Below are 19,517 nucleotides of genomic sequence, written 5' to 3' on the forward strand. Positions count from 1 at the left end.
GCGGCGGTAGGCGATTGACGGCCCGTGGCGGTCAGCGGGCGGCTCCGCCGCTCGCGCTGCCCGGACCGCTGTAGTCCTCGCCGTACGCCCCCTTGGCGGGACGGCGGCGGCGCAGCGGCGGCTCGACACCGTCCGCGAGGCGGCGCGCGGTCACCAGGAAGCCGGTATGCCCGATCATCCGGTGGTCCGGCCGCACGGCCAGCCCCTCCACGTGCCAGTTGCGGATCATCGACTCCCAGGCGGCAGGCTCGTTGAACGTGCCGAACTCCCTGATCGTCTCGACCGTACGGGCCAGTTGCGTCGTCGTCGCGACATAGGCGCACAGGATGCCGCCGGGAACGAGCGCCTTGGAGACCGCCTCCACGCACTCCCACGGAGCCAGCATGTCCAGAATGACGCGGTCGACGTCCGTGTCCGACAGATTGTCCTGAAGGTCACCGACCGTCAGCGTCCAGGCGGGGTGCGGCTCCCCGAAGTAGCGCTCCACGTTCTGCCGCGCGATATCCGCGAAGTCCTCGCGGCGCTCGTACGAGTGCAGCATGCCCTGATCGCCGATGACCCGCAGCAGAAAACTGCTGAGCGAGCCGGAACCCACACCCGCCTCGACGACACGGGCGCCGGGGAAGATGTCGGCGAAGGCCAGGATCTGGCCGGCGTCCTTCGGATAGACCACGGCGGCACCGCGGGGCATGGACAGGACATAGTCGGGGAGCAGGGGGCGCAGCGCGAGATAGGCGACGTTCCCCGTGGTACGGACAACACTGCCCTCGGGAGCACCGATCAGCTCGTCGTGCGGGAAGGACCCTTTGTGGGTGTGGAAATTCTTCCCGGCTTCGAGCGTGAACGTGTAGTGGCGTCCCTTGGGGTCGGTGAGCTGGACCTGGTCCCCGACCTTGAAGGGGCCGCGTCGTCGGGCGGCACCGGTCGGTTCGGACATGTTCGAAGCTTAGCTGTATTTTTTCGGGGCTCGGTTCGCCTCTCGGCGAAGACCGAGCCCCGAGAACCACCGCCTACTGCGGCCGGGCCATGGCGGAGACGAAGGCCCGTTCCACGTCGGCCGTCGACAGGACGCCGTAGATCTCGCCCGTCTCCTCCAGCACCAGGTACTCCGTCGCCGGGCTCGCCCTGAGGCGTTCCAGGAGCGCCTCCCCCGCGAGGTCCGCCGGGACCTTCATGCCCTCCGTGAGGTCCTGGGCGAGGCCGCTCACCGCGACCCAGGGGCGGCGGTGCTGCGGGACGCCGACGATCGCGGACTCCCGTACGAGGGCCGTCGGGGCGCCCTGGCCGTCCACGACCACCAGGGCGCGGGCGCCCGCCTCGTTGGCGCGGCGGAGCGCCTCGGAGAGGGGGGTGGCGGACTCGACGGGGACCGCGCGGCGGGTGAGGGCGCGGGCCTGGAGCTCGGGGAGGTGTTCGCGGAGCCGGGCCATCCGCAGGCTGTTGCCGGCGCCGGTCCAGATGATCGCGGCGAGGATCGCGGCGAGCAGCGCGTCCGTGACGGTCTCCATGCCGCCGACGTTCGCGGCGGAGGTGCCGAGTGCACCCGTACGGGTGAGGAGCGGGAGGCCGATGAGGACGGTGACCGCGAGCGCGCGGCCGACCCAGGCGGCGGCGACGGTGCCGCTCATGGGCTTGCCGGTGATCTTCCAGACGACCGCGCGCAGCATCCGGCCGCCGTCCAGCGGGAGGCCGGGCAGCAGGTTGAAGACGGCGACGATCAGGTTGGAGATCATCAGTCCCGCGAGCAGGACGCCGGGGACCGTGCGGGGCTCGACGGCGAACAGGCCGAGGTAGAAGACGCCCGCGAGGACCAGGGAGAGGAGCGGTCCGACGAACGCGAGGACGAACTCGCGGCCCGGCGTCTCGGACTCCTTCTCGATCTCGGAGACCCCGCCGAAGAACTGGAGCTGGATCCGGCGCACGGGCAGCTTGAAGCGGAGCGCCGCGACGGTGTGGGCCAGCTCGTGGACGAGTACGGAGGCGTAGAAGGCGACCGCGAAGAACAGGGAGACCAGGTACCTCAGGTTCCCCAGCTCCGGGAGGACGCGTTCGAGCTGGCCGCCGAAGATCCAGGTGATGAGCGCGGCCACCAGGAACCAGCTCGGGGCGACGTAAACAGGCACGCCGAAGGGGCGGCCCATGAGAATGCCACCGCCGGGGTCTTCACGGCGCGGCGGCTTGCCACCGGGGCCCGTGTCCCCCTTGCCGGGCTGCGGCAGCCTGCCTTCGCCGCTCTCGTCGTCCTCTTTCACGGGTTCCCTTCGTCGGCGGCGTCGCTCGCTCCATGTGGTGCGAGTGGCTCTGTAGTCGATGGTATTCGGCTTGCTGTCGGTGGCGGGCCGTAGGGTCTGCGTCATGAGGACGAGCAAGCCGCCCACTTCGCTGTCGCCGTCGCGTGCGAGCGACTTCATGCAGTGCCCGCTGCTGTACAGATTCCGGGTGATCGACAAGCTGCCGGAGAAGCCGAGCGAGGCGGCGACGCGCGGCACCCTGGTGCACGCGGTGCTGGAGCGGCTCTTCGACGCCCCGGCCGGGGAGCGCACGGCGTCGCGGGCCAAGGCGCTGGTGCCGGGTCAGTGGGACCGGCTGCTGACCGCCCGGCCCGAGCTGGGCGAACTGTTCGCGGAGTCCGCCGAGGGCACTGCGGACACTGCGGGCACTGAGGACACTGCGGGCGCCGCAGGCGCCGAGGGCGCCGCGGGAGAGCGGCTGGCGGCGTGGCTGGAGCAGGCGGAGCGGCTGGTGGAGCGCTGGTTCTCGCTGGAGGACCCGACGCGTCTGGAGCCCGCGGAGCGTGAGTTCTTCGTCGAGACGGAGCTGGAGTCGGGGCTGCGGCTGCGCGGGGTGATCGACCGGGTGGACGTCGCGCCCACGGGCGAGGTGCGGATCGTCGACTACAAGACGGGCAAGGCCCCGCGTCCGGAGTACGCGGAGGGCGCGCGGTTCCAGATGACGTTCTACGCCCTGGTGGTGCGGCGGCTGAAGGGCGTGCTGCCGCGCCGGCTCCAGCTGGTCTACCTGGGCAGCGGCGAGATCGTGACGTACGACCCGGTGGAGGCGGATCTGGAGCGGGTGGAGCGCAAGCTGCTGGCGCTCTGGCAGGCGATCCAGCTGGCCACGGAGACCGGCGACTGGCGGCCCCGGCCCTCGAAGCTCTGCGGCTGGTGCGACCACCAGGCGGTATGTCCGGAGTTCGGCGGCACGCCACCGCCCTATCCGCTGACCGTGCCGGCGCCGGCGGTCCCGGTCGAGGCTCCCGCGCCCGGCTGACCCGGGGCGGGGGGCTCAGGGCAGAATGGGGCTGTCTATTGAAGGAGTTCACCCGTGACAGTCCGCGTCCTACTGGTCGACGACCAGCCACTGCTGCGCACCGGCTTCCGGATGATCCTGGAGGCCGAGCAGGACATCGCGGTCGTCGGCGAGGCCGGGGACGGCCTCCAGGCCATCGACCAGGTGCGCGCGCTCCAGCCCGATGTGGTCCTGATGGACATCCGGATGCCGCGGATGGACGGGGTGGAGGCCACCCGCCAGATCACCGGCCCGGGCCGGGACGGTCCGGCGAAGGTGCTGGTGCTGACCACCTTCGACCTCGACGAGTACGTGGTGGAGGCGCTGCGCGCGGGGGCCAGCGGCTTCCTGCTGAAGGACGCGCCCGCCAATGAACTGGTGCAGGCCATCCGGGTGGTGGCGGCGGGCGAGGCGATGCTCGCGCCGAGCATCACGCGCCGGCTGCTCGACAAGTACGCGGACCACCTCCCTTCGGGCGAGGAGCCGGTCCCCGACACGCTGCACACCCTCACCGACCGTGAGGTCGAGGTGCTGAAGCTGGTGGCGCGCGGGCTGTCCAACGCGGAGATCGCGGCGGACCTGTTCGTCAGCGAGACGACCGTCAAGACCCATGTGGGGCACGTGCTGACGAAGCTGAGCCTGCGCGACCGGGTCCAGGCGGCGGTGTACGCGTACGAGAGCGGGCTGGTGCGCCCCGGCGCCCAGTAGCCCGGCAGCGGCCGTGGAGGCGCCTGTCGCGCGCCTCCTGACGGGTGCTTACGACGCAGGAGGGCCCCCGGGGTGTCCCGGGGGCCCTCCTGCGTACGACGTGGTGCGGGTGGATCAGTTTCCGTGGCCGAGCTCCCACAGGTGCAGTTCGGCGGACGAGTTGACCGCCCACTCCACACCGGAGATCTCGCTCTTGGACGCCACGTACTGCTTGCCCTGCCAGAGCGGCAGCACGGGGACGTCCTCGGCGACGAGGTTCTGGATGTCACCGAACGTCTTGGTGGCCGCGCTGCGGTCGGCCTGCTTCCGCGACTCCGGGATGAGTTCGGTGCGGATCTTCAGGTTGTCGTACGGGCTGTTCAGGAAGTTGGGCTTGTCGAAGAAGGGACCGACGTAGGTGTCCGGGTCCGGGAAGTCGGGGAACCAGCCCATCCCGTAGACGGTGTACTCGCCCTTCTGCCCGTTCGGCCGGAACTCGGACCACTCGGTGCCCTTGATGTCGACGTCGAAGAGCTTGCTGGCGTTGAGCTGGTCCCGGAGGGTCTCGAACTCCTTCTGCGTGGCCGAGCCGTAGTGGTCGCTGGTGTAGTCCAGCGTCAGCTTCACCGGCGTGGTGATGCCCGCCTCCTCCAGGAGCTGCGCCGCCTTGGTGACGTCCCCGTCGCCGTACTTGTTGAAGAACGGGTTCGTGTGGGTCGCCACGGTCGACGGGACGAGCGAGTACAGCGGCTCGGCCATGGCGCCGTACGCCTCGGTGATGATCTGACCGCGGTTGACGGTGTACGCCATCGCCTGGCGTACCGCCTTGTTCTTGACGAGCGGCGCCTCGGTGTCGAACACGAGGTAGCGGATCTCCAGCCCGGGCATCTCGGTGAGCTGGATGTCGTCCCGGGGCTTCTCGATCAGCGACTCGACCTGCTCGGGCGACATGGCGCGGGTCATCATGTCGATGTCCCCGGCGTCGAGTGCCTTGCCCATGGCGTCGGGGGTCTTGAAGGGCCGCAGCTCGACCTTGTCGTTCTGGATCTTGACGCTGCCCTTGTAGTCCGGGTTCCTGGTGAAGACGGCCTTGACGACCGCGTTGTCCTTGACCTCGGTCTTCAGGGTGTACGGGCCCGATCCGCTGAGGTCGAAGCCGGTCCTGACCTTCTTCGCCTGGTAGTCCTTGGCGCTGAGGATGCCGGCCACCGGGGTGGTGAGCTTGTACGGGAAGGTCGCGTCCGGCGACTTGAGGTGGAAGACGATCTGGCGGGCGCCGTCGGACTCCATCGTGTCGATGTTGCCCACCAGGGTGGCCACACCGCTCTCGTCCTGGATGTCCAGGGCGCGCTGGATGGAGAACTTCACGTCGTCGGCGGTGATGGGGTCGCCCCCGGGGAACTTCAGCCCCTCGCGCAGCGTGCAGCGGTAGCTCTCGTTCGCGCGGTCCGTGAAGCCGCACTCGGACGCCGCGTCGGGCACCGGCTTGCCGCCGCCGCGCGGGACGGAGACCAGCGTCTGGACGACCTGCCGCAGCACGTTCCAGGTACCGGTGTCGTACGCGAACGCCGGATCCAGGGGTGCGGGGCCGTCCTTCGTGGCGATGTACTGGTCCGTCGTGCCCACGACAATGGCGTCACCGTCGCCGGAGCCACCGTCCGAGCCGCCGCAGCCGGCGAGCACGGGCACAAGCAGGCCGAGCGCGGCCGACAGCGCCAAAGTCTTGCGGTTCATCCTGGACGTACTCCCTCATCCGGCACTGAGATACAGCGGTGTTGACGAGACTCCGCCTCCACCCGGTCGGGGCAGTGCGATCGGGCCGGGATACAGGGCGATCGGTCCTGTGTACATGGCGACTTGGCGGCCGTCGCGGACACGCTCGTTGATACGGCGAAGTGCTCGCGACGAGATTAGTCGGACGCGCCGGTAATGCCGGAACCGGCCTGATCGGCATCGCAATCGGACAGTGATCAGAAATAGCGGCGCGTCGATATCCGGGTGGGGCGGCCTTTCCTCCGGGCCTCCCCAAAGCGGGACACATGGGCACAGGCAGCCCCACCCGTGTCACCCATGGATCAGCACCGGCCGCCCCTGTCGATGAGCACACAGGTGATAAAGGTCACTCCGTCACCCTTTTACGGGGATCATGAATGCGCCAAGTGAAGTGACGGAAAATATCCAGGCCAATGCCGAGAGTTCCCGTCGCGTATTTCGTCGCGACGCTCAGTGCACGGAGCGGTTCCCGTGCGTCATCAGACCGCGCAGGAATACCAGGTCCACCTCTTCGAGGGAGCCCACCACCGTCCGTCCGTCCGCCGGGGCGATCGGTGCCACCGACGGTACCGCGACGACCCGGCACCCGGCCGCCTCGGCGGCGGCCACACCGGTGGCGGTGTCCTCGATGACCGCGCACCGCGCCGGATCGGCGCCCAGACCGCGCGCGGCCAGCAGATACGGGTCCGGGTGCGGCTTCGTACGGGGCACCTCGTCGCCCGCGACGGTGAGCGCGAAGAACTCCGGCCCCAGGGAGGTCAGGACGCGGTCGATGATGCGCCGGTGCGAGGCGGAGACCAGCGCGGTGGGCACCTCGTGCGCGGCCAGCTCGGTGAGCAGCCGGCGCGCCCCGGGCATCAGGGGGACGCCCCGTCCGATCAGGTCCTCGAAGGCGTCGTTGAGCCGGACGGTCAGCTCGGCGAGGGCGATGTCGGCGCCGGTGGCCTCGATGAGGAAGCCCGCGCTGCGGCTCATGGGCCCGCCGACCACCACGTCGCGCCAGGCCTCGTCGAGGACATGACCGAGGTCCTTGAAGACCTCGACCTCCGCGTCCCACCAGAACCCCTCGGTGTCGACCAGAGTGCCGTCCATGTCGAGCAGGACGGCCTGAAGGGCGGACCCTTCGGCCGTTCGGGTCAAGGACGCGGGGACCGTACTGGTCATCCGGCACACCTCCGTGAGGGACGAGAAGGCCGGTCATCCGCCCCACGGGGGATCCCCGCCGGGACAGGCGACCGGCCTGCGCTGGACCGATAAGTGTACGACCCGACCGCGCCCCGCGCCGCCCGGTTTCCTCCGGGTGGGGCGGGGCGCGGCGAACCGGGGGCCGGCCCGTGCGGGCGCGGGCCGGCCCCCGGTCTCAGCGTGCGTTGAAGTACTTCGCCTCGGGGTGGTGGATGACGATGGCGTCGGTGGACTGCTCGGGGTGGAGCTGGAACTCCTCCGAGAGCTGTACGCCGATCCGCTCGGGCTCCAGCAGCTCCGCGATCTTCGCGCGGTCCTCCAGGTCGGGGCAGGCGCCGTAACCGAGCGAGAAGCGCGCGCCCCGGTACTTCAGGGCGAACATGTCTTCGACGTCGGAGGGGTCCTCACCGGCGAAGCCCAGCTCGGAGCGGACCCGGGCGTGCCAGTACTCGGCGAGCGCCTCCGCGAGCTGGACGGAGAGCCCGTGCAGTTCGAGGTAGTCGCGGTAGGAGTTGGCCTCGAACAGCTCCGCGGTCGCCTCGCCGATCTTCGAGCCGACGGTGACGACCTGGAGGCCGACGACGTCCGTCTCGCCGGACTCCTCCGGGCGGAAGAAGTCCGCCAGGCAGAGGCGCCGGCCGCGGCGCTGGCGCGGGAAGGTGAAGCGGGTGCGCTCGGAGCCGTCCTCACCGAGCAGGATGAGGTCGTCGCCCTTGGAGACGCAGGGGAAGTAGCCGTAGACGACGGCCGCCTCCAGCAGGTTCCTGGTCTGCAACTGGTCGAGCCAGCCGCGCAGATGGGGCCGGCCCTCGCTCTCGACCAGTTCCTCGTAGCTGGGGCCGCCCTTGCGGGACTCCTTCAGCCCCCACTGGCCCTTGAAGAGCGCGCCCTCGTCCAGCCAGGAGGCGTACTCCTTGAGCTGGATGCCCTTGACGACGCGGGTGCCCCAGAACGGCGGGGTGGGCACGGGGTTGTCGACGGAGACGTCGGAGCGGGCCGCGCCCTCCACGGGGCGCTCCTCCACCGCGGCGTTCGCGGTCGCCTTGACGCGGCGCTGCTTCAGCTCCGGGAGGGTGGCGCCGGGGACCCCGCGCTTGACGGCGATCAGCGCGTCCATCAGGCGCAGGCCCTCGAACGCGTCGCGGGCGTAGCGGACCTCGCCCTCGTAGATCTCGTGCAGGTCCTGCTCGACATAGGCCCGGGTGAGCGCCGCGCCGCCGAGGATGACCGGGTAGTCGGCGGCCATGCTGCGCTGGTTCAGCTCCTCCAGGTTCTCCTTCATGATCACGGTCGACTTCACGAGCAGCCCGGACATGCCGATGACGTCGGCCCGGTGCTCCTCGGCGGCGTCCAGGATCGCGGCGACGGGCTGCTTGATGCCCAGGTTGACCACGTTGTAGCCGTTGTTGGAGAGGATGATGTCGACGAGGTTCTTGCCGATGTCGTGGACGTCGCCGCGGACGGTGGCGAGCACGATGGTGCCCTTGCCCTCGGCGTCGGACTTCTCCATGTGCGGCTCCAGATAGGCCACCGCGGTCTTCATGACCTCGGCGGACTGGAGGACGAACGGCAGCTGCATCTGGCCGGAGCCGAACAGCTCACCGACGACCTTCATGCCTTCCAGCAGCGTGTCGTTGACGATGTCGAGCGCGGGCCGCGTCTCCAGCGCCGCGTCGAGGTCCGCCTCCAGGCCGTTCTTCTCGCCGTCGATGATGCGGCGCTGGAGGCGCTCCTCCAGCGGCAGCGCGAGGAGTTCCTCGGCGCGGCCGTCCTTCATGGACTTGGTGTTGACGCCCTCGAACAGCTCCATGAGCCGCTGGAGCGGGTCGTACCCCTCGGAGCGCCGGTCGTGGATCAGGTCGTGGGCGACCTTGACCTGCTCCTCGTCCAGCCGGGCGATGGGCAGGATCTTCGAGGCGTGGACGATCGCGGAGTCCAGTCCCGCCTTGACGCACTCGTCCAGGAAGACGGAGTTGAGCACGATACGGGCGGCCGGGTTGAGGCCGAAGGAGATGTTGGACAGGCCCAGGGTGGTCTGGACGTCGGGGTGACGGCTCTTCAGTTCGCGGATGGCCTCGATGGTGGCGATGCCGTCGCGCCGCGACTCCTCCTGCCCGGTGCAGATGGTGAAGGTGAGGCAGTCGATGAGGATGTCCGACTCGTGCACGCCCCAGTTGGTGGTGAGGTCGGTGATCAGGCGCTCGGCGACGGCGACCTTGTGCTCGACGGTACGGGCCTGGCCCTCCTCGTCGATGGTGAGCGCGATCAGCGCGGCGCCGTGCTCGACCGCCAGCTCGGTGACCTGGGTGAAGCGCGACTCGGGGCCGTCGCCGTCCTCGTAGTTGACCGAGTTGATGACGGCGCGCCCGCCGAGCTTCTCCAGGCCGGCCCGGAGCACGGGCAGCTCGGTGGAGTCCAGCACGATCGGCAGGGTGGAGGCGGTGGCGAACCGGCCGGCCAGCTCGGCCATGTCGGCGACGCCGTCCCGGCCGACGTAGTCGACGCAGAGGTCCAGCAGGTGGGCGCCCTCGCGGATCTGGTCGCGGGCCATCTCCACGCAGTCGTCCCAGCGGCCCTCCAGCATGGCCTCGCGGAACTTCTTCGACCCGTTGGCGTTGGTCCGCTCGCCGATGGCGAGGTACGAGGTGTCCTGGCGGAACGGGACGCTCTGGTAGAGCGAGGCGGCGCCCGGCTCGGGGTGCGGGGTGCGCTCGGTGAGGGCGGCGCCCCGTACCCGCTCGACGACCTGGCGCAGGTGCTCCGGTGTCGTACCGCAGCAGCCGCCGACCAGGGACATCCCGTACTCGCGGACGAAGGTCTCCTGCGCGTCGGCCAGCTCCGACGGGGACAGCGGGTAGTGCGCGCCGTCCTTGCCGAGGACCGGGAGGCCCGCGTTGGGCATGCAGGAGAGCGGGATCCGGGAGTGCCGGGCGAGGTAGCGCAGGTGCTCGCTCATCTCGGCGGGGCCGGTGGCGCAGTTCAGGCCGATCATGTCGATACCGAGCGGTTCCAGCGCGGTCAGGGCCGCGCCGATCTCGGAGCCGAGCAGCATCGTGCCGGTCGTCTCCACCGTCACGGAGCAGATGACCGGCAGGTCGGCGCCGGTGGCCTTCAGGGCGCGGCGGGCGCCGAGGACGGCGGCCTTGGTCTGCAGCAGGTCCTGCGTGGTCTCCACGAGCAGGGCGTCGGCGCCGCCGGCGATCAGCCCCTCGGCGTTCTGCTGGTAGGCGTCGCGGAGCGTGAGGTACGGGGCGTGGCCGAGCGTGGGGAGCTTGGTGCCGGGGCCCATGGAGCCGAGGACCCAGCGCTGCTGTCCGGTGGAGGCGGTGAACTCGTCGGCCACCTCGCGGGCGATCCGCGCACCCGCCTCGGCCAGCTCGTGGACCCGCTCGGGGATGTCGTACTCCGCCAGCGCGGCGAAGTTCGTACCGAAGGTGTTCGTCTCGACGCAGTCGACGCCGACCGCGAAGTACTCCTCGTGGACGGAGCGGACGATGTCCGGGCGTGTCACGTTGAGGATCTCGTTGCAGCCTTCCAGATCCTGGAAGTCCTCCATCGTCGGATCCTGCGCCTGGAGCATCGTGCCCATCGCGCCGTCGGCCACCACCACACGGGTGGCGAGCGCCTCTCTCAGGGCTGCGATACGGGTCCGGCTGTCGGTGATGGGGGTCGGCGACGAGGCCATGTAAGTACTCCCGGGGCTGCGACGGCTGTCGGCTTCTGCGTGTCCTGATGGCAGGCACACGGGGCCAGCGTAGCCGGGCGGGCGCCGTCACGGTGCGTCGTCCCAGCGGGCGGACGGCATCCTGTTCCTTTGCGACATTCGGTGCGCCGGGACTTGACAGATCCTCTCGACAGAGAGAGAAGGTCGGCATCGACCGATAGTGTTCAGCATTGTCGAACGTGGAGGAAGGGGAGGTCTGGGGGCCCATGGCGAAGAACATCCAGTCGCTGGAACGGGCGGCGGCGATGCTCAGGCTGCTCGCGGGCGGCGAGCGGCGGCTCGGCCTTTCCGACATCGCCGCCTCGGTGGGTCTGGCCAAGGGGACGGCGCACGGGATTCTGCGCACGCTGCAGGCGGAAGGGTTCGTCGAGCAGGACGCCGCGTCGGGCCGCTACCAGCTCGGCGCCGAGCTGCTGCGGCTCGGGAACAGCTATCTGGACGTGCACGAGCTGCGCTCCCGCGCCCTGGTCTGGACGGACGACCTGGCCCGCTCCAGCGGCGAGAGCGTCCATCTCGGGGTGGTGCACCAGCAGGGCGTGCTCATCGTCCACCATGTCTTCCGCCCGGACGACAGCCGGCAGGTCCTGGAGGTGGGGGCCATGCAGCCGATGCACTCCACGGCGCTGGGCAAGGTGCTCTCGGCGTACGACCCGGTGGCCCACAGCGAGGCCGTCGAGAGCGAGCGGACGGCTTTCACGCCCAGGACGATCACCGGTTTGGCGGAGTTCGAGGCGGTGCTCGATCTGACCAGGGCGCGCGGCTGGGCCGCCGACGTCGAGGAGACCTGGGAGGGCGTGGCCGCGGTGGCGGCGCCCATCCACGACCGGCGGAAGATGCCGGTCGGGGCGATCGCGATCACCGGCGCGGTGGAACGGATCTGCCCCTCGGGAGAGGTGCGGTCCGAGCTGGTGGCGGCCGTACGGGAATGCGCCCGCGCGGTGTCCCGGGACATCGGCGCCGGGCGGTTCTGAGCGGAATGCCCGATCATCGGCAGTGAGCGGGACGAAGAGCGAGGTTTCGACCACAGCACCCTTGACGGCGCGACACCCCACGGACAAAACTGCCGTTCAACGGTCGGCATTGTCGAACACGTACCGGTAATACGAGTTAGTGTGTGACAACGCGACCGGCGGGTAACGCCCTCATCTGAAGGCGCGGACCACTGGTGTGAGCCGGAGGTTTGCCTCCCCCTGGACGAAGGAGTCTCGGGTGTCCAACTTCGACATCTTCATAGGCGAGGTCACAGGTACCGCCCTGTTGATCCTGCTCGGTGGCGGCGTGGTCGCCGCCGTCACTCTCAAGCGCTCCAAGGCGCGGAACGCGGGATGGGTCGCCATCAGCTTCGGCTGGGGCTTCGCCGTCATGGTCGGCGCGTATCTCTCCGCACCGATCTCCGGGGCCGTGCTCAACCCGGCGCTCACCATCGGCCTCGCGGTCGAGGGCGGCGTCAAGTGGGGCGACGTGCCGCTCTACATCGGCTCCCAGATGCTGGGCGCCATGATCGGCGCCTTCCTCGTCTGGGTGGCGTACCTGGGCCAGTTCAAGGCCCACCTCACCGACCCGGAGATCCTCGCGGCACAGCCCTCGACCGAAGGGCTCGTCGACCAGAAGACGGCCCCCCAGGCCGGGCCCGTGCTCGGCGTCTTCTCCACCGGTCCCGAGGTCCGCAACGTCGCGCAGAACATGCTGACGGAGATCATCGCCACCTTCGTGCTGGTCATCGCGGTGCTCACCCAGGGCCTCAACGACTCGGGCAACGGGCTCGGCACGCTCGGCGTGCTGATCACCTCGTTCGTCGTGGTCGCCATCGGTCTCTCGCTCGGCGGCCCGACGGGGTACGCCATCAACCCGGCCCGTGACCTCGGTCCCCGTATCGTGCACGCGCTCCTGCCCCTGCCCAACAAGGGCGGCTCGGACTGGAGCTACGCCTGGATACCGGTCGTCGCCCCGCTGATCGGCGCCGCGCTGGCCGGCGGGTACTACAACTTGGCCCTCGCGTAAGCCACCCTTCTTCGATCCGAGCAGGAGCACCCCGTGAGCGACACGAACACCACCTCCTCCCACGGCACAGGACCGTTCATCGCGGCCATCGACCAGGGCACCACGTCGAGCCGGTGCATCGTCTTCGACCGGGACGGCCGGATCGTCGCCGTCGACCAGAAGGAACACGAGCAGATCTTCCCGAAGCCGGGCTGGGTGGAGCACAACGCCACCGAGATCTGGACCAACGTCCAGGAGGTCGTGGCCCGCGCCGTCGAGAAGGCCGGGATCACCTCGGCCGACGTCAAGGCCATCGGCATCACCAACCAGCGCGAGACGACGCTGCTGTGGGACAAGAACACCGGCGAGCCCGTCCACAACGCCATCGTGTGGCAGGACACCCGCACCGACGCGCTCTGCCGTGAGCTGGGCCGCAACGTCGGCCAGGACCGCTTCCGCCGCGAGACCGGGCTGCCGCTGGCCAGCTACTTCGCCGGGCCGAAGGCGCGCTGGCTGCTGGACAACGTGGAGGGGCTGCGCGAGCGCGCCGAGCGGGGCGACATCCTCTTCGGCACCATGGACTCCTGGGTCATCTGGAACCTGACCGGCGGCACCGACGGCGGTGTGCACGTCACCGACGTCACCAACGCCTCCCGCACGATGCTGATGAACCTGCACACCCTCCAGTGGGACACCAAGATCCTGGACTCGATGCAGGTCCCGGCCGAGATCCTGCCGGAGATCCGCTCCTCCGCCGAGGTGTACGGCACCGCCAAGGGCGGCGTCCTGGACGGCATCCCGGTCGCCTCCGCGCTCGGGGACCAGCAGGCGGCCCTCTTCGGCCAGACCTGTTTCGCCGAGGGCGAGGCCAAGTCCACGTACGGCACCGGCACCTTCATGCTGATGAACACCGCCGGCAAGCCCGTCAACTCGTACAACGGCCTGCTGACCACGGTCGGCTACCGCATCGGGGACGAGCCCGCGGTGTACGCCCTGGAGGGCTCCATCGCGGTCACCGGCTCGCTGGTGCAGTGGATGCGCGACCAGATGGGCCTGATCAACTCCGCGGCCGAGATCGAGACCCTGGCCTCCTCGGTCGAGGACAACGGCGGCGCGTACTTCGTGCCCGCCTTCTCCGGCCTCTTCGCGCCGCACTGGCGCCCCGACGCCCGCGGGGTCATCGCCGGTCTGACCGGTTACGTCACCAAGGCGCACATCGCCCGCGCGGTGCTGGAGGCCACGGCGTGGCAGACGCGGGAGATCAGCGACGCCATGACCAAGGACTCCGGTGTCGAGCTGACCTCGCTCAAGGTCGACGGCGGCATGACCTCCAACAACCTGCTGATGCAGACGCTCTCCGACGTCCTGGACGCGCCCGTGGTCCGCCCGATGGTCGCCGAGACCACCTGCCTCGGCGCCGCCTACGCCGCCGGTCTGGCCGTGGGCTTCTGGCCGGACACCGACGCGCTGCGCGCCAACTGGCGGCGGGCCGCCGAGTGGACCCCCCGGATGGACGCGGCCACCCGTGACCGCGAGTACAAGAGCTGGCTCAAGGCCGTCGAGCGGACCAAGGGCTGGCTCGACGTCGACGCAAGCTGACCGAACACAGCCACCGGCGGGCGAGCCGGGATGAGCTGAAGAGGAGTTACGCATGAGCACCCCGCACAGCGTCCCCGCCCTGGGGACGCACCCGGCCGGCGGTTCCCTGCCGAGCCGTGCCGAAACCCGGGAACAACTGTCCAACGCGACGTACGACCTCCTGGTGATAGGCGGCGGCATTCTGGGCATCTCCACCGCCTGGCATGCCTCCCAGTCGGGACTGCGGGTGGCCCTGGTGGACGGCGGCGACTTCGCCGGCGCCACCTCCTCCGCCTCCTCCAAGCTCCTCCACGGCGGTCTGCGCTACCTCCAGACCGGCGCGGTGAAGCTGGTCGCGGAGAACCACTTCGAGCGGCGGGCGGTGTCCCGGCAGGTGGCACCGCACCTGGCCAACCCGCTCACCTTCTATCTGCCCGTCTACAAGGGCGGCCCGCACGGCGCGGCCAAGCTCGGCGCGGGCGTCTTCGCCTACTCCGCGCTCTCCGCGTTCGGCGACGGCATCGGCCATGTGATCAGCCCGGCCAGGGCCCGCCAGGCCGTGCCCGAGCTGCGTACGGACAACCTCAAGGCCGTGGCCGTCTACGGCGACGACCAGATGAACGACGCGCGGATGGCGCTGATGACCGTCCGCGCCGCGGTCGACTCCGGCGCCACCGTCCTCAACCACGCCACGGTCACCGGGCTGCGCTTCACCCAGGGCCGGGTCACCGGCGCCGAGCTGCGCGACCGGATCGACGGTACGGAGTTCGGTGTCGACGCCCGGCTGGTCCTCAACGCGACCGGCCCCTGGGTCGACCACCTGCGGCGGATGGAGAACCCGGACGCGGCGCCCTCCATCCGGCTCTCCAAGGGCGCGCACCTGGTCCTCAAGCGCACCTCCCCCTGGAAGGCCGCGCTGGCGACCCCGATCGACAAGTACCGCATCACCTTCGCCCTCCCCTGGGAGGACATGCTGCTGCTCGGCACCACGGACGAGGAGTACGAGGGCGAGCCGGCGGATGTCTCGGTCAATGAGAAGGACATCCACCAGATCCTCGACGAGGCGGCGTTCTCCGTCCGTGACCAGCAGCTCTCGCGCGATCTGATCACGTACTCCTTCGCCGGGCTGCGGGTACTGCCCGGCGGCCCCGGCGACACCTCCAAGGCCAAGCGCGAGACGGTCGTGACCGAGGGCCGCGGCGGCATGCTCTCGGTCGCGGGCGGCAAGTGGACGACCTTCCGCCACATCGGCCGTACGGTCATGCACAAGCTGGCGACCCTGCCGGGCCATCCGCTCGGCGAGGGCATGGAGCCGGTCTCGCACCTGCCGAAGAAGCTCCCGCTGCCCGGAATCGCCAGCCCGAACGCGGTCGCGCACCGGCTGCTGATCGACGGCGGCGGTACGGGCCCGTCCATGGCCGTGGACACCGCGCGCCATCTCGCCACCCACTACGGCTCGCTCGCCTTCGACATCGTGCGCCTCGCGAACGAGTACCCGGAGCTGGCCGAGCGGATCCACCCGGACGCGCCGGAGATCTGGGCCCAGGTCGTCTACGCGCGCGACCACGAGTGGGCCGAGACGGTCGACGACGTGCTGCGGCGGCGTACGACGCTGACGATCCGCGGCCTGGACACGGACGAGGTCCGGGCCCGGGTGGAGGACCTGCTGGGCAAGCGCGACTGAGCCGTACATCAGCACATCTGTGCGGCGCCTGACGCCCACCGTGTGCGGCGCGTGAGCGGGGAGAGGGGCGCATCCTTCCGGATGCGTCCCTCTTCGTGCGCCGTTCGGGCGGTTCGGGACGCATAATGGGGGCCGATACATCGGATGTCTGGAGGGGTACCCATGGCTGTCACCGACGAGGCCATCGAGCGGATCAAGGGGATGATCGTCTCGGGCGCGCTGCGCCCGGGCGACCGGCTGCCCAAGGAGAGCGAGCTCGCCGCCGAGCTGGGGCTCTCCCGCAACTCGCTGCGCGAGGCGGTGCGCGCCCTGTCGCTCATCCGCATCCTCGACGTGCGGCAGGGCGACGGCACGTACGTGACCAGCCTGGCCCCCCAGCTCCTGCTGGAGGCGCTCAGCTTCGTGGTGGACTTCCACCGGGACGACACCGTGCTGGAGTTCCTCGCCGTACGCCGGATACTCGAACCGGCCGCCACGGCGCTGGCGAGCTCCCGGATCACCGAGGAGGAGCTGGACGCGCTCGACGCCCAGCTCGACGCGCTCGGCCCGGAGCCCTCGGTGGAGGAACTGGTCGCCGCCGACCTGGAATTCCACCACGGGATCGTGCGGCAGTCCGGCAACGCGGTGCTCTGCTCCCTGCTGGACGGGCTCTCCGGGCCCACCACCCGGGCCAGGATCTGGCGCGGGCTGACCCAGGAGGACGCCGTCAGCCGTACGCTCCACGAACACCGGGCGATCCTCGCGGCGCTGCGCGCCCGGGACGCCGAGGCGGCCAGGTCCTGGGCCACGGTCCACATCGCGAGCGTGGAGATGTGGCTCAGGTCCACGCTCTGAGGCCGTCCCCGGTGTCCGTGGAGGGGCAGCACACGCGCGCGGTGGTCAGTCCTGCTTCTCGCCGCTCGCGAAGCGGGAGATGACCAGGGCGACGATGATGATGGCGCCGTTCAGGAACTGGTTCCAGAGCGCGGGCACCCCGCCCAGCGTCATCACGTTGACCACCAGCTGAAGGGTGAGCACCCCGGTCAGCGCGCCGAAGAGCGTGCCGCGCCCGCCCTTCAGGCTGATGCCTCCGATGACCGCGGCCGCGAAGACCTGGAAGATCCAGCCGTTGCCCTGGGTGGCCGCGACCGAACCGTAGTGACCGGTGTAGAGGATGCCGGCGAACGCCGCCAGCAGTCCGCCGATCGCCAGCACGATCCAGGTGACGCGGTCCACCCGGATCCCGGCGGCGCGGGCCGCCTCCGGGTTGCCGCCGATGGCGTACAGCGCCCGTCCGTGGCGCAGCCAGGCCAGCGCGGCGCCGCCCAGCGCGAAGAGCACCAGGCAGATCCAGACGGCGGCCGGGGCGCCCAGCCAGTCGGTCTTGCCGAGGTAGCGGAAGGACTCCGGCACATCGGTGATCGACTTGCCCTCGGTGATGCCGATGTGGAGGCCGCGCAGCATGGTGAGCATGCCGAGCGTGGCGATGAAGCCGTTGACGCGCAGCTTCAGCATGAGGAAGCCGTTGATCCCGCCGATGGCCATCCCGACGAGCAGGCAGACCGGGATGGCCGCCCAGACGGGCAGCAGCCCGAGCCCGAGGAACCGGCCGCCCTCCGAGGGGAGCACCAGCCACATGGCGATGACGGGCGCGATCCCGATCGTCGACTCCAGCGACAGGTCCATCCGGCCGCAGATCAGGATCAGCGCCTGGCCGAGGACGAGCAGGCTCAGCTCCGAGGACTGCTGGACGACGCTGATCAGATTGCCGGAGGTGAGGAAGACCGGCGAGACGATGAAGCCGATCACCATCAGCACCAGGATCACCGGCACGAGCGAGAAGTCGCTCCACCGGATCAGCCGGAGCCGGTGCAGCGGGCTCGTCTCCTCGGGGCCGGCCGCCACCCGCGGCCGCAAAGTCTCCGTCATCGCCGCTCTCCCGCGTCGTCCGTGCCCGCCATGCCGTCCGTGCCCTCCGTGACCCGTGTGCCGTCCGTACCGTCGGCGCCGTCGTAACCCCGCGCGCCGTCCGTACGTTCCGTGCCGTCCGTACGTTCCGTGCCGCCCACGCCTTCCATGGCCGCCACCAGTTCCCGGTCGGTCCAGTCGCTCCCGAACGAGGCCACCACCCGCCCGTGGAAGAGGGCGAGCACCCGGTCGCACACCCTCAGATCGTCCAGCTCATCGGAGATGATCATGGCCGCGCGGCCCTCGTCGGCCACCCTGCGCACCACACCGAGGAGCGCGTCCTTGGACTTGATGTCGACCCCCGCCGTGGGCCGTACGGCGATGAGCGCGCCGGGTTCGCGCGCCAGGGCGCGGGCGACCACGACCTTCTGCTGATTGCCGCCCGACAGGCCGGAGACCGGCTGCCCGGGGCCGCGCGTCCTGATGTCCAGTGAGTCGATCATGGACTGGGCGAACTCCCTGGTCCTCCCGGGCAGTACGGTCCCCCACGGGCCGAGCTGGCCGGTGACCGTGAGCGTGGCGTTCTCCGCGACGCTGCGGTCGGGGATCAGGCCCTGGCGGTGCCGGTCCTCGGGGATGTAGCCGATGCCCGCGTCCAGCGCGTCCGGGACGCTGCCCGGCCGTACCGTACGGCCGTGCACCGCGATCCGGCCCGCGGTCGCCGCCCGCATCCCCGCCAGGGTCTCGCCGAACGCGGTGGTGCCGGCGGCCGTGGCGCCGGCCAGGCCGAGCACCTCGCCGGGGTGCACGGCGAGGTCCAGCGGCCCGAACTCCCCGGCGAGGGCGAGTCCTTCGACCTCCAGTACGGGCGGCTCACCCGCCGGGTCCGGCAGGTCCGCGCGGCGGGTGCCCCGGGTGGCGGCCGTCCGCGCGGCGTCCCCGGTCATCGCTGCTACCAGTTCCGTACGGGGGAGCGAGTCGACCGGGGCGGTCAGGACATGGCGCGCGTCACGGTAGACGGTGACGGTGGTGCACAGGTCGTACACCTCCTGGAGATGGTGGGAGATGAAGAGGAACGCCACACCCTGGCCGCGCAGTTCCTGGAGTTTGACGAAGAGCCGCTGGATGCCGCGGGCGTCGAGCTGCGCGGTGGGCTCGTCGAGGATGATCAGCCGGGCGCCGAAGGAGAGGGCCCGCGCGATCTCGACGAACTGCCGCTGCTCGACCGGGAGATCCTTGGCGCGGGCGTCCGGGTCGGCCTCGACGCCGTACTCCGCGAGCAGGTCACGGGCGCGGCGGCGCAGTCCGCGCCAGTCGATGAGACGGCCCCCGCCGGAGCGGGAGCCGGGGCCCGTCAGGCCGTAGTGGTTGAGGAACAGGTTCTCGGCGACGGTCAGATCGGGCACGATCATCGGCTTCTGGTAGACGCAGGCGACCTTGGTCCGCCAGGCCGCGGTGTCCCCGGCGGCGGGCGCGGGCGCGCCGCCGAAGCGCACCTCTCCCGCGTCGGGCCGGTGCAGCCCGGTCAGGACGCCGACCAGGGTGGACTTGCCCGCGCCGTTGCGGCCGACGAGGGCGTGCGACTCGCCGGGGCCGACGGTGATGCCGACCCCGGAGAGCGCGACGGTGGGCCCGAAGCGTTTGACGATGCCCTCGGCCCGTACGGCGGGCGGCGGGACGGACCCACCGCCCGCCGCCGTGGCCTCGGGGGAGGTGCTGGGCGGTGCCACG

At 70.5% G+C, this 19,517-nt stretch carries 14 protein-coding genes; 7 read left to right on the forward strand and 7 right to left on the reverse strand.

The genetic code is table 11. The annotated features are described in order from the left end of the window. Positions 1 to 31 precede the first annotated feature (31 nt). Both ACFTZC_RS05175 and ACFTZC_RS05180 read right to left on the reverse strand, forming a co-directional pair. Positions 32 to 937, reverse strand: coding sequence for a tRNA (adenine-N1)-methyltransferase (locus tag ACFTZC_RS05175; protein ID WP_365819529.1), 906 nt, complete (start codon positions 935 to 937; stop codon positions 32 to 34). Between the two features lie 73 nt (positions 938 to 1,010). Further along, complete coding sequence (locus ACFTZC_RS05180; RefSeq protein ID WP_382886971.1) at positions 1,011 to 2,252, reverse strand: site-2 protease family protein; 1,242 nt, start codon at positions 2,250 to 2,252, stop codon at positions 1,011 to 1,013. 58 nt (positions 2,253 to 2,310) lie between these two features. Between ACFTZC_RS05180 and ACFTZC_RS05185 the strand changes: the two genes are divergently transcribed. After that, a complete protein-coding gene (locus tag ACFTZC_RS05185) occupies positions 2,311 to 3,270 on the forward strand; it encodes a RecB family exonuclease (protein ID WP_382886973.1) in 960 nt (319 codons plus the stop codon). Between the two features lie 54 nt (positions 3,271 to 3,324). Next, entirely contained in the window at positions 3,325 to 3,996 is a 672-nt protein-coding gene (locus ACFTZC_RS05190) for a response regulator transcription factor (protein WP_365819535.1), read from the forward strand. A gap of 114 nt (positions 3,997 to 4,110) precedes the next feature. Here the strand turns inward: ACFTZC_RS05190 and ACFTZC_RS05195 are convergent, their stop codons facing one another. The 3 genes from ACFTZC_RS05195 to metH form a co-directional block, all read right to left on the reverse strand. Continuing rightward, positions 4,111 to 5,709, reverse strand: a complete 1,599-nt coding sequence (locus ACFTZC_RS05195) for an ABC transporter substrate-binding protein (RefSeq protein WP_382886975.1) — start codon at positions 5,707 to 5,709, stop codon at positions 4,111 to 4,113. Positions 5,710 to 6,198: 489 nt separating this feature from the next. After that, positions 6,199 to 6,912, reverse strand: a complete 714-nt coding sequence (locus ACFTZC_RS05200; RefSeq protein ID WP_382886977.1) for an HAD family hydrolase — start codon at positions 6,910 to 6,912, stop codon at positions 6,199 to 6,201. A gap of 196 nt (positions 6,913 to 7,108) precedes the next feature. Then, on the reverse strand, positions 7,109 to 10,618 hold the full coding sequence (metH, locus tag ACFTZC_RS05205; RefSeq protein WP_382886979.1) for a methionine synthase: 3,510 nt from the start codon (positions 10,616 to 10,618) through the stop codon (positions 7,109 to 7,111). A 245-nt stretch (positions 10,619 to 10,863) separates the two neighbouring features. Between metH and ACFTZC_RS05210 the strand changes: the two genes are divergently transcribed. From ACFTZC_RS05210 to ACFTZC_RS05230, 5 genes are all read left to right on the forward strand, one after another. Continuing rightward, entirely contained in the window at positions 10,864 to 11,628 is a 765-nt protein-coding gene (locus ACFTZC_RS05210; protein WP_382886981.1) for an IclR family transcriptional regulator, read from the forward strand. Positions 11,629 to 11,866: 238 nt separating this feature from the next. Next, positions 11,867 to 12,658, forward strand: a complete 792-nt coding sequence (locus ACFTZC_RS05215) for an MIP/aquaporin family protein (protein ID WP_382886983.1) — start codon at positions 11,867 to 11,869, stop codon at positions 12,656 to 12,658. A gap of 33 nt (positions 12,659 to 12,691) precedes the next feature. Next, complete coding sequence (glpK, locus tag ACFTZC_RS05220) at positions 12,692 to 14,236, forward strand: glycerol kinase GlpK (protein ID WP_382886985.1); 1,545 nt, start codon at positions 12,692 to 12,694, stop codon at positions 14,234 to 14,236. Between the two features lie 52 nt (positions 14,237 to 14,288). Beyond that, complete coding sequence (locus tag ACFTZC_RS05225; RefSeq protein ID WP_382886987.1) at positions 14,289 to 15,899, forward strand: FAD-dependent oxidoreductase; 1,611 nt, start codon at positions 14,289 to 14,291, stop codon at positions 15,897 to 15,899. Positions 15,900 to 16,061: 162 nt separating this feature from the next. Further along, positions 16,062 to 16,733, forward strand: a complete 672-nt coding sequence (locus ACFTZC_RS05230) for a FadR/GntR family transcriptional regulator (protein WP_382886989.1) — start codon at positions 16,062 to 16,064, stop codon at positions 16,731 to 16,733. 45 nt (positions 16,734 to 16,778) lie between these two features. On the opposite strand, the gene ACFTZC_RS05235 is transcribed toward ACFTZC_RS05230, so the two are convergent. Next, positions 16,779 to 17,807: an ABC transporter permease gene (locus ACFTZC_RS05235; protein WP_382886990.1), complete on the reverse strand. Its 1,029-nt coding sequence runs from the start codon at positions 17,805 to 17,807 to the stop codon at positions 16,779 to 16,781. Next, positions 17,804 to 19,516, reverse strand: a complete 1,713-nt coding sequence (locus ACFTZC_RS05240; RefSeq protein ID WP_382886992.1) for a sugar ABC transporter ATP-binding protein — start codon at positions 19,514 to 19,516, stop codon at positions 17,804 to 17,806. Before ACFTZC_RS05240 ends, ACFTZC_RS05235 begins: the two co-directional genes overlap by 4 nt. Position 19,517: the final 1 nt, after the last annotated feature.

Origin of the sequence: Streptomyces sp. NPDC056987, assembly GCF_042673865.1 — a bacterium.
GTDB lineage: Bacteria > Actinomycetota > Actinomycetes > Streptomycetales > Streptomycetaceae > Streptomyces.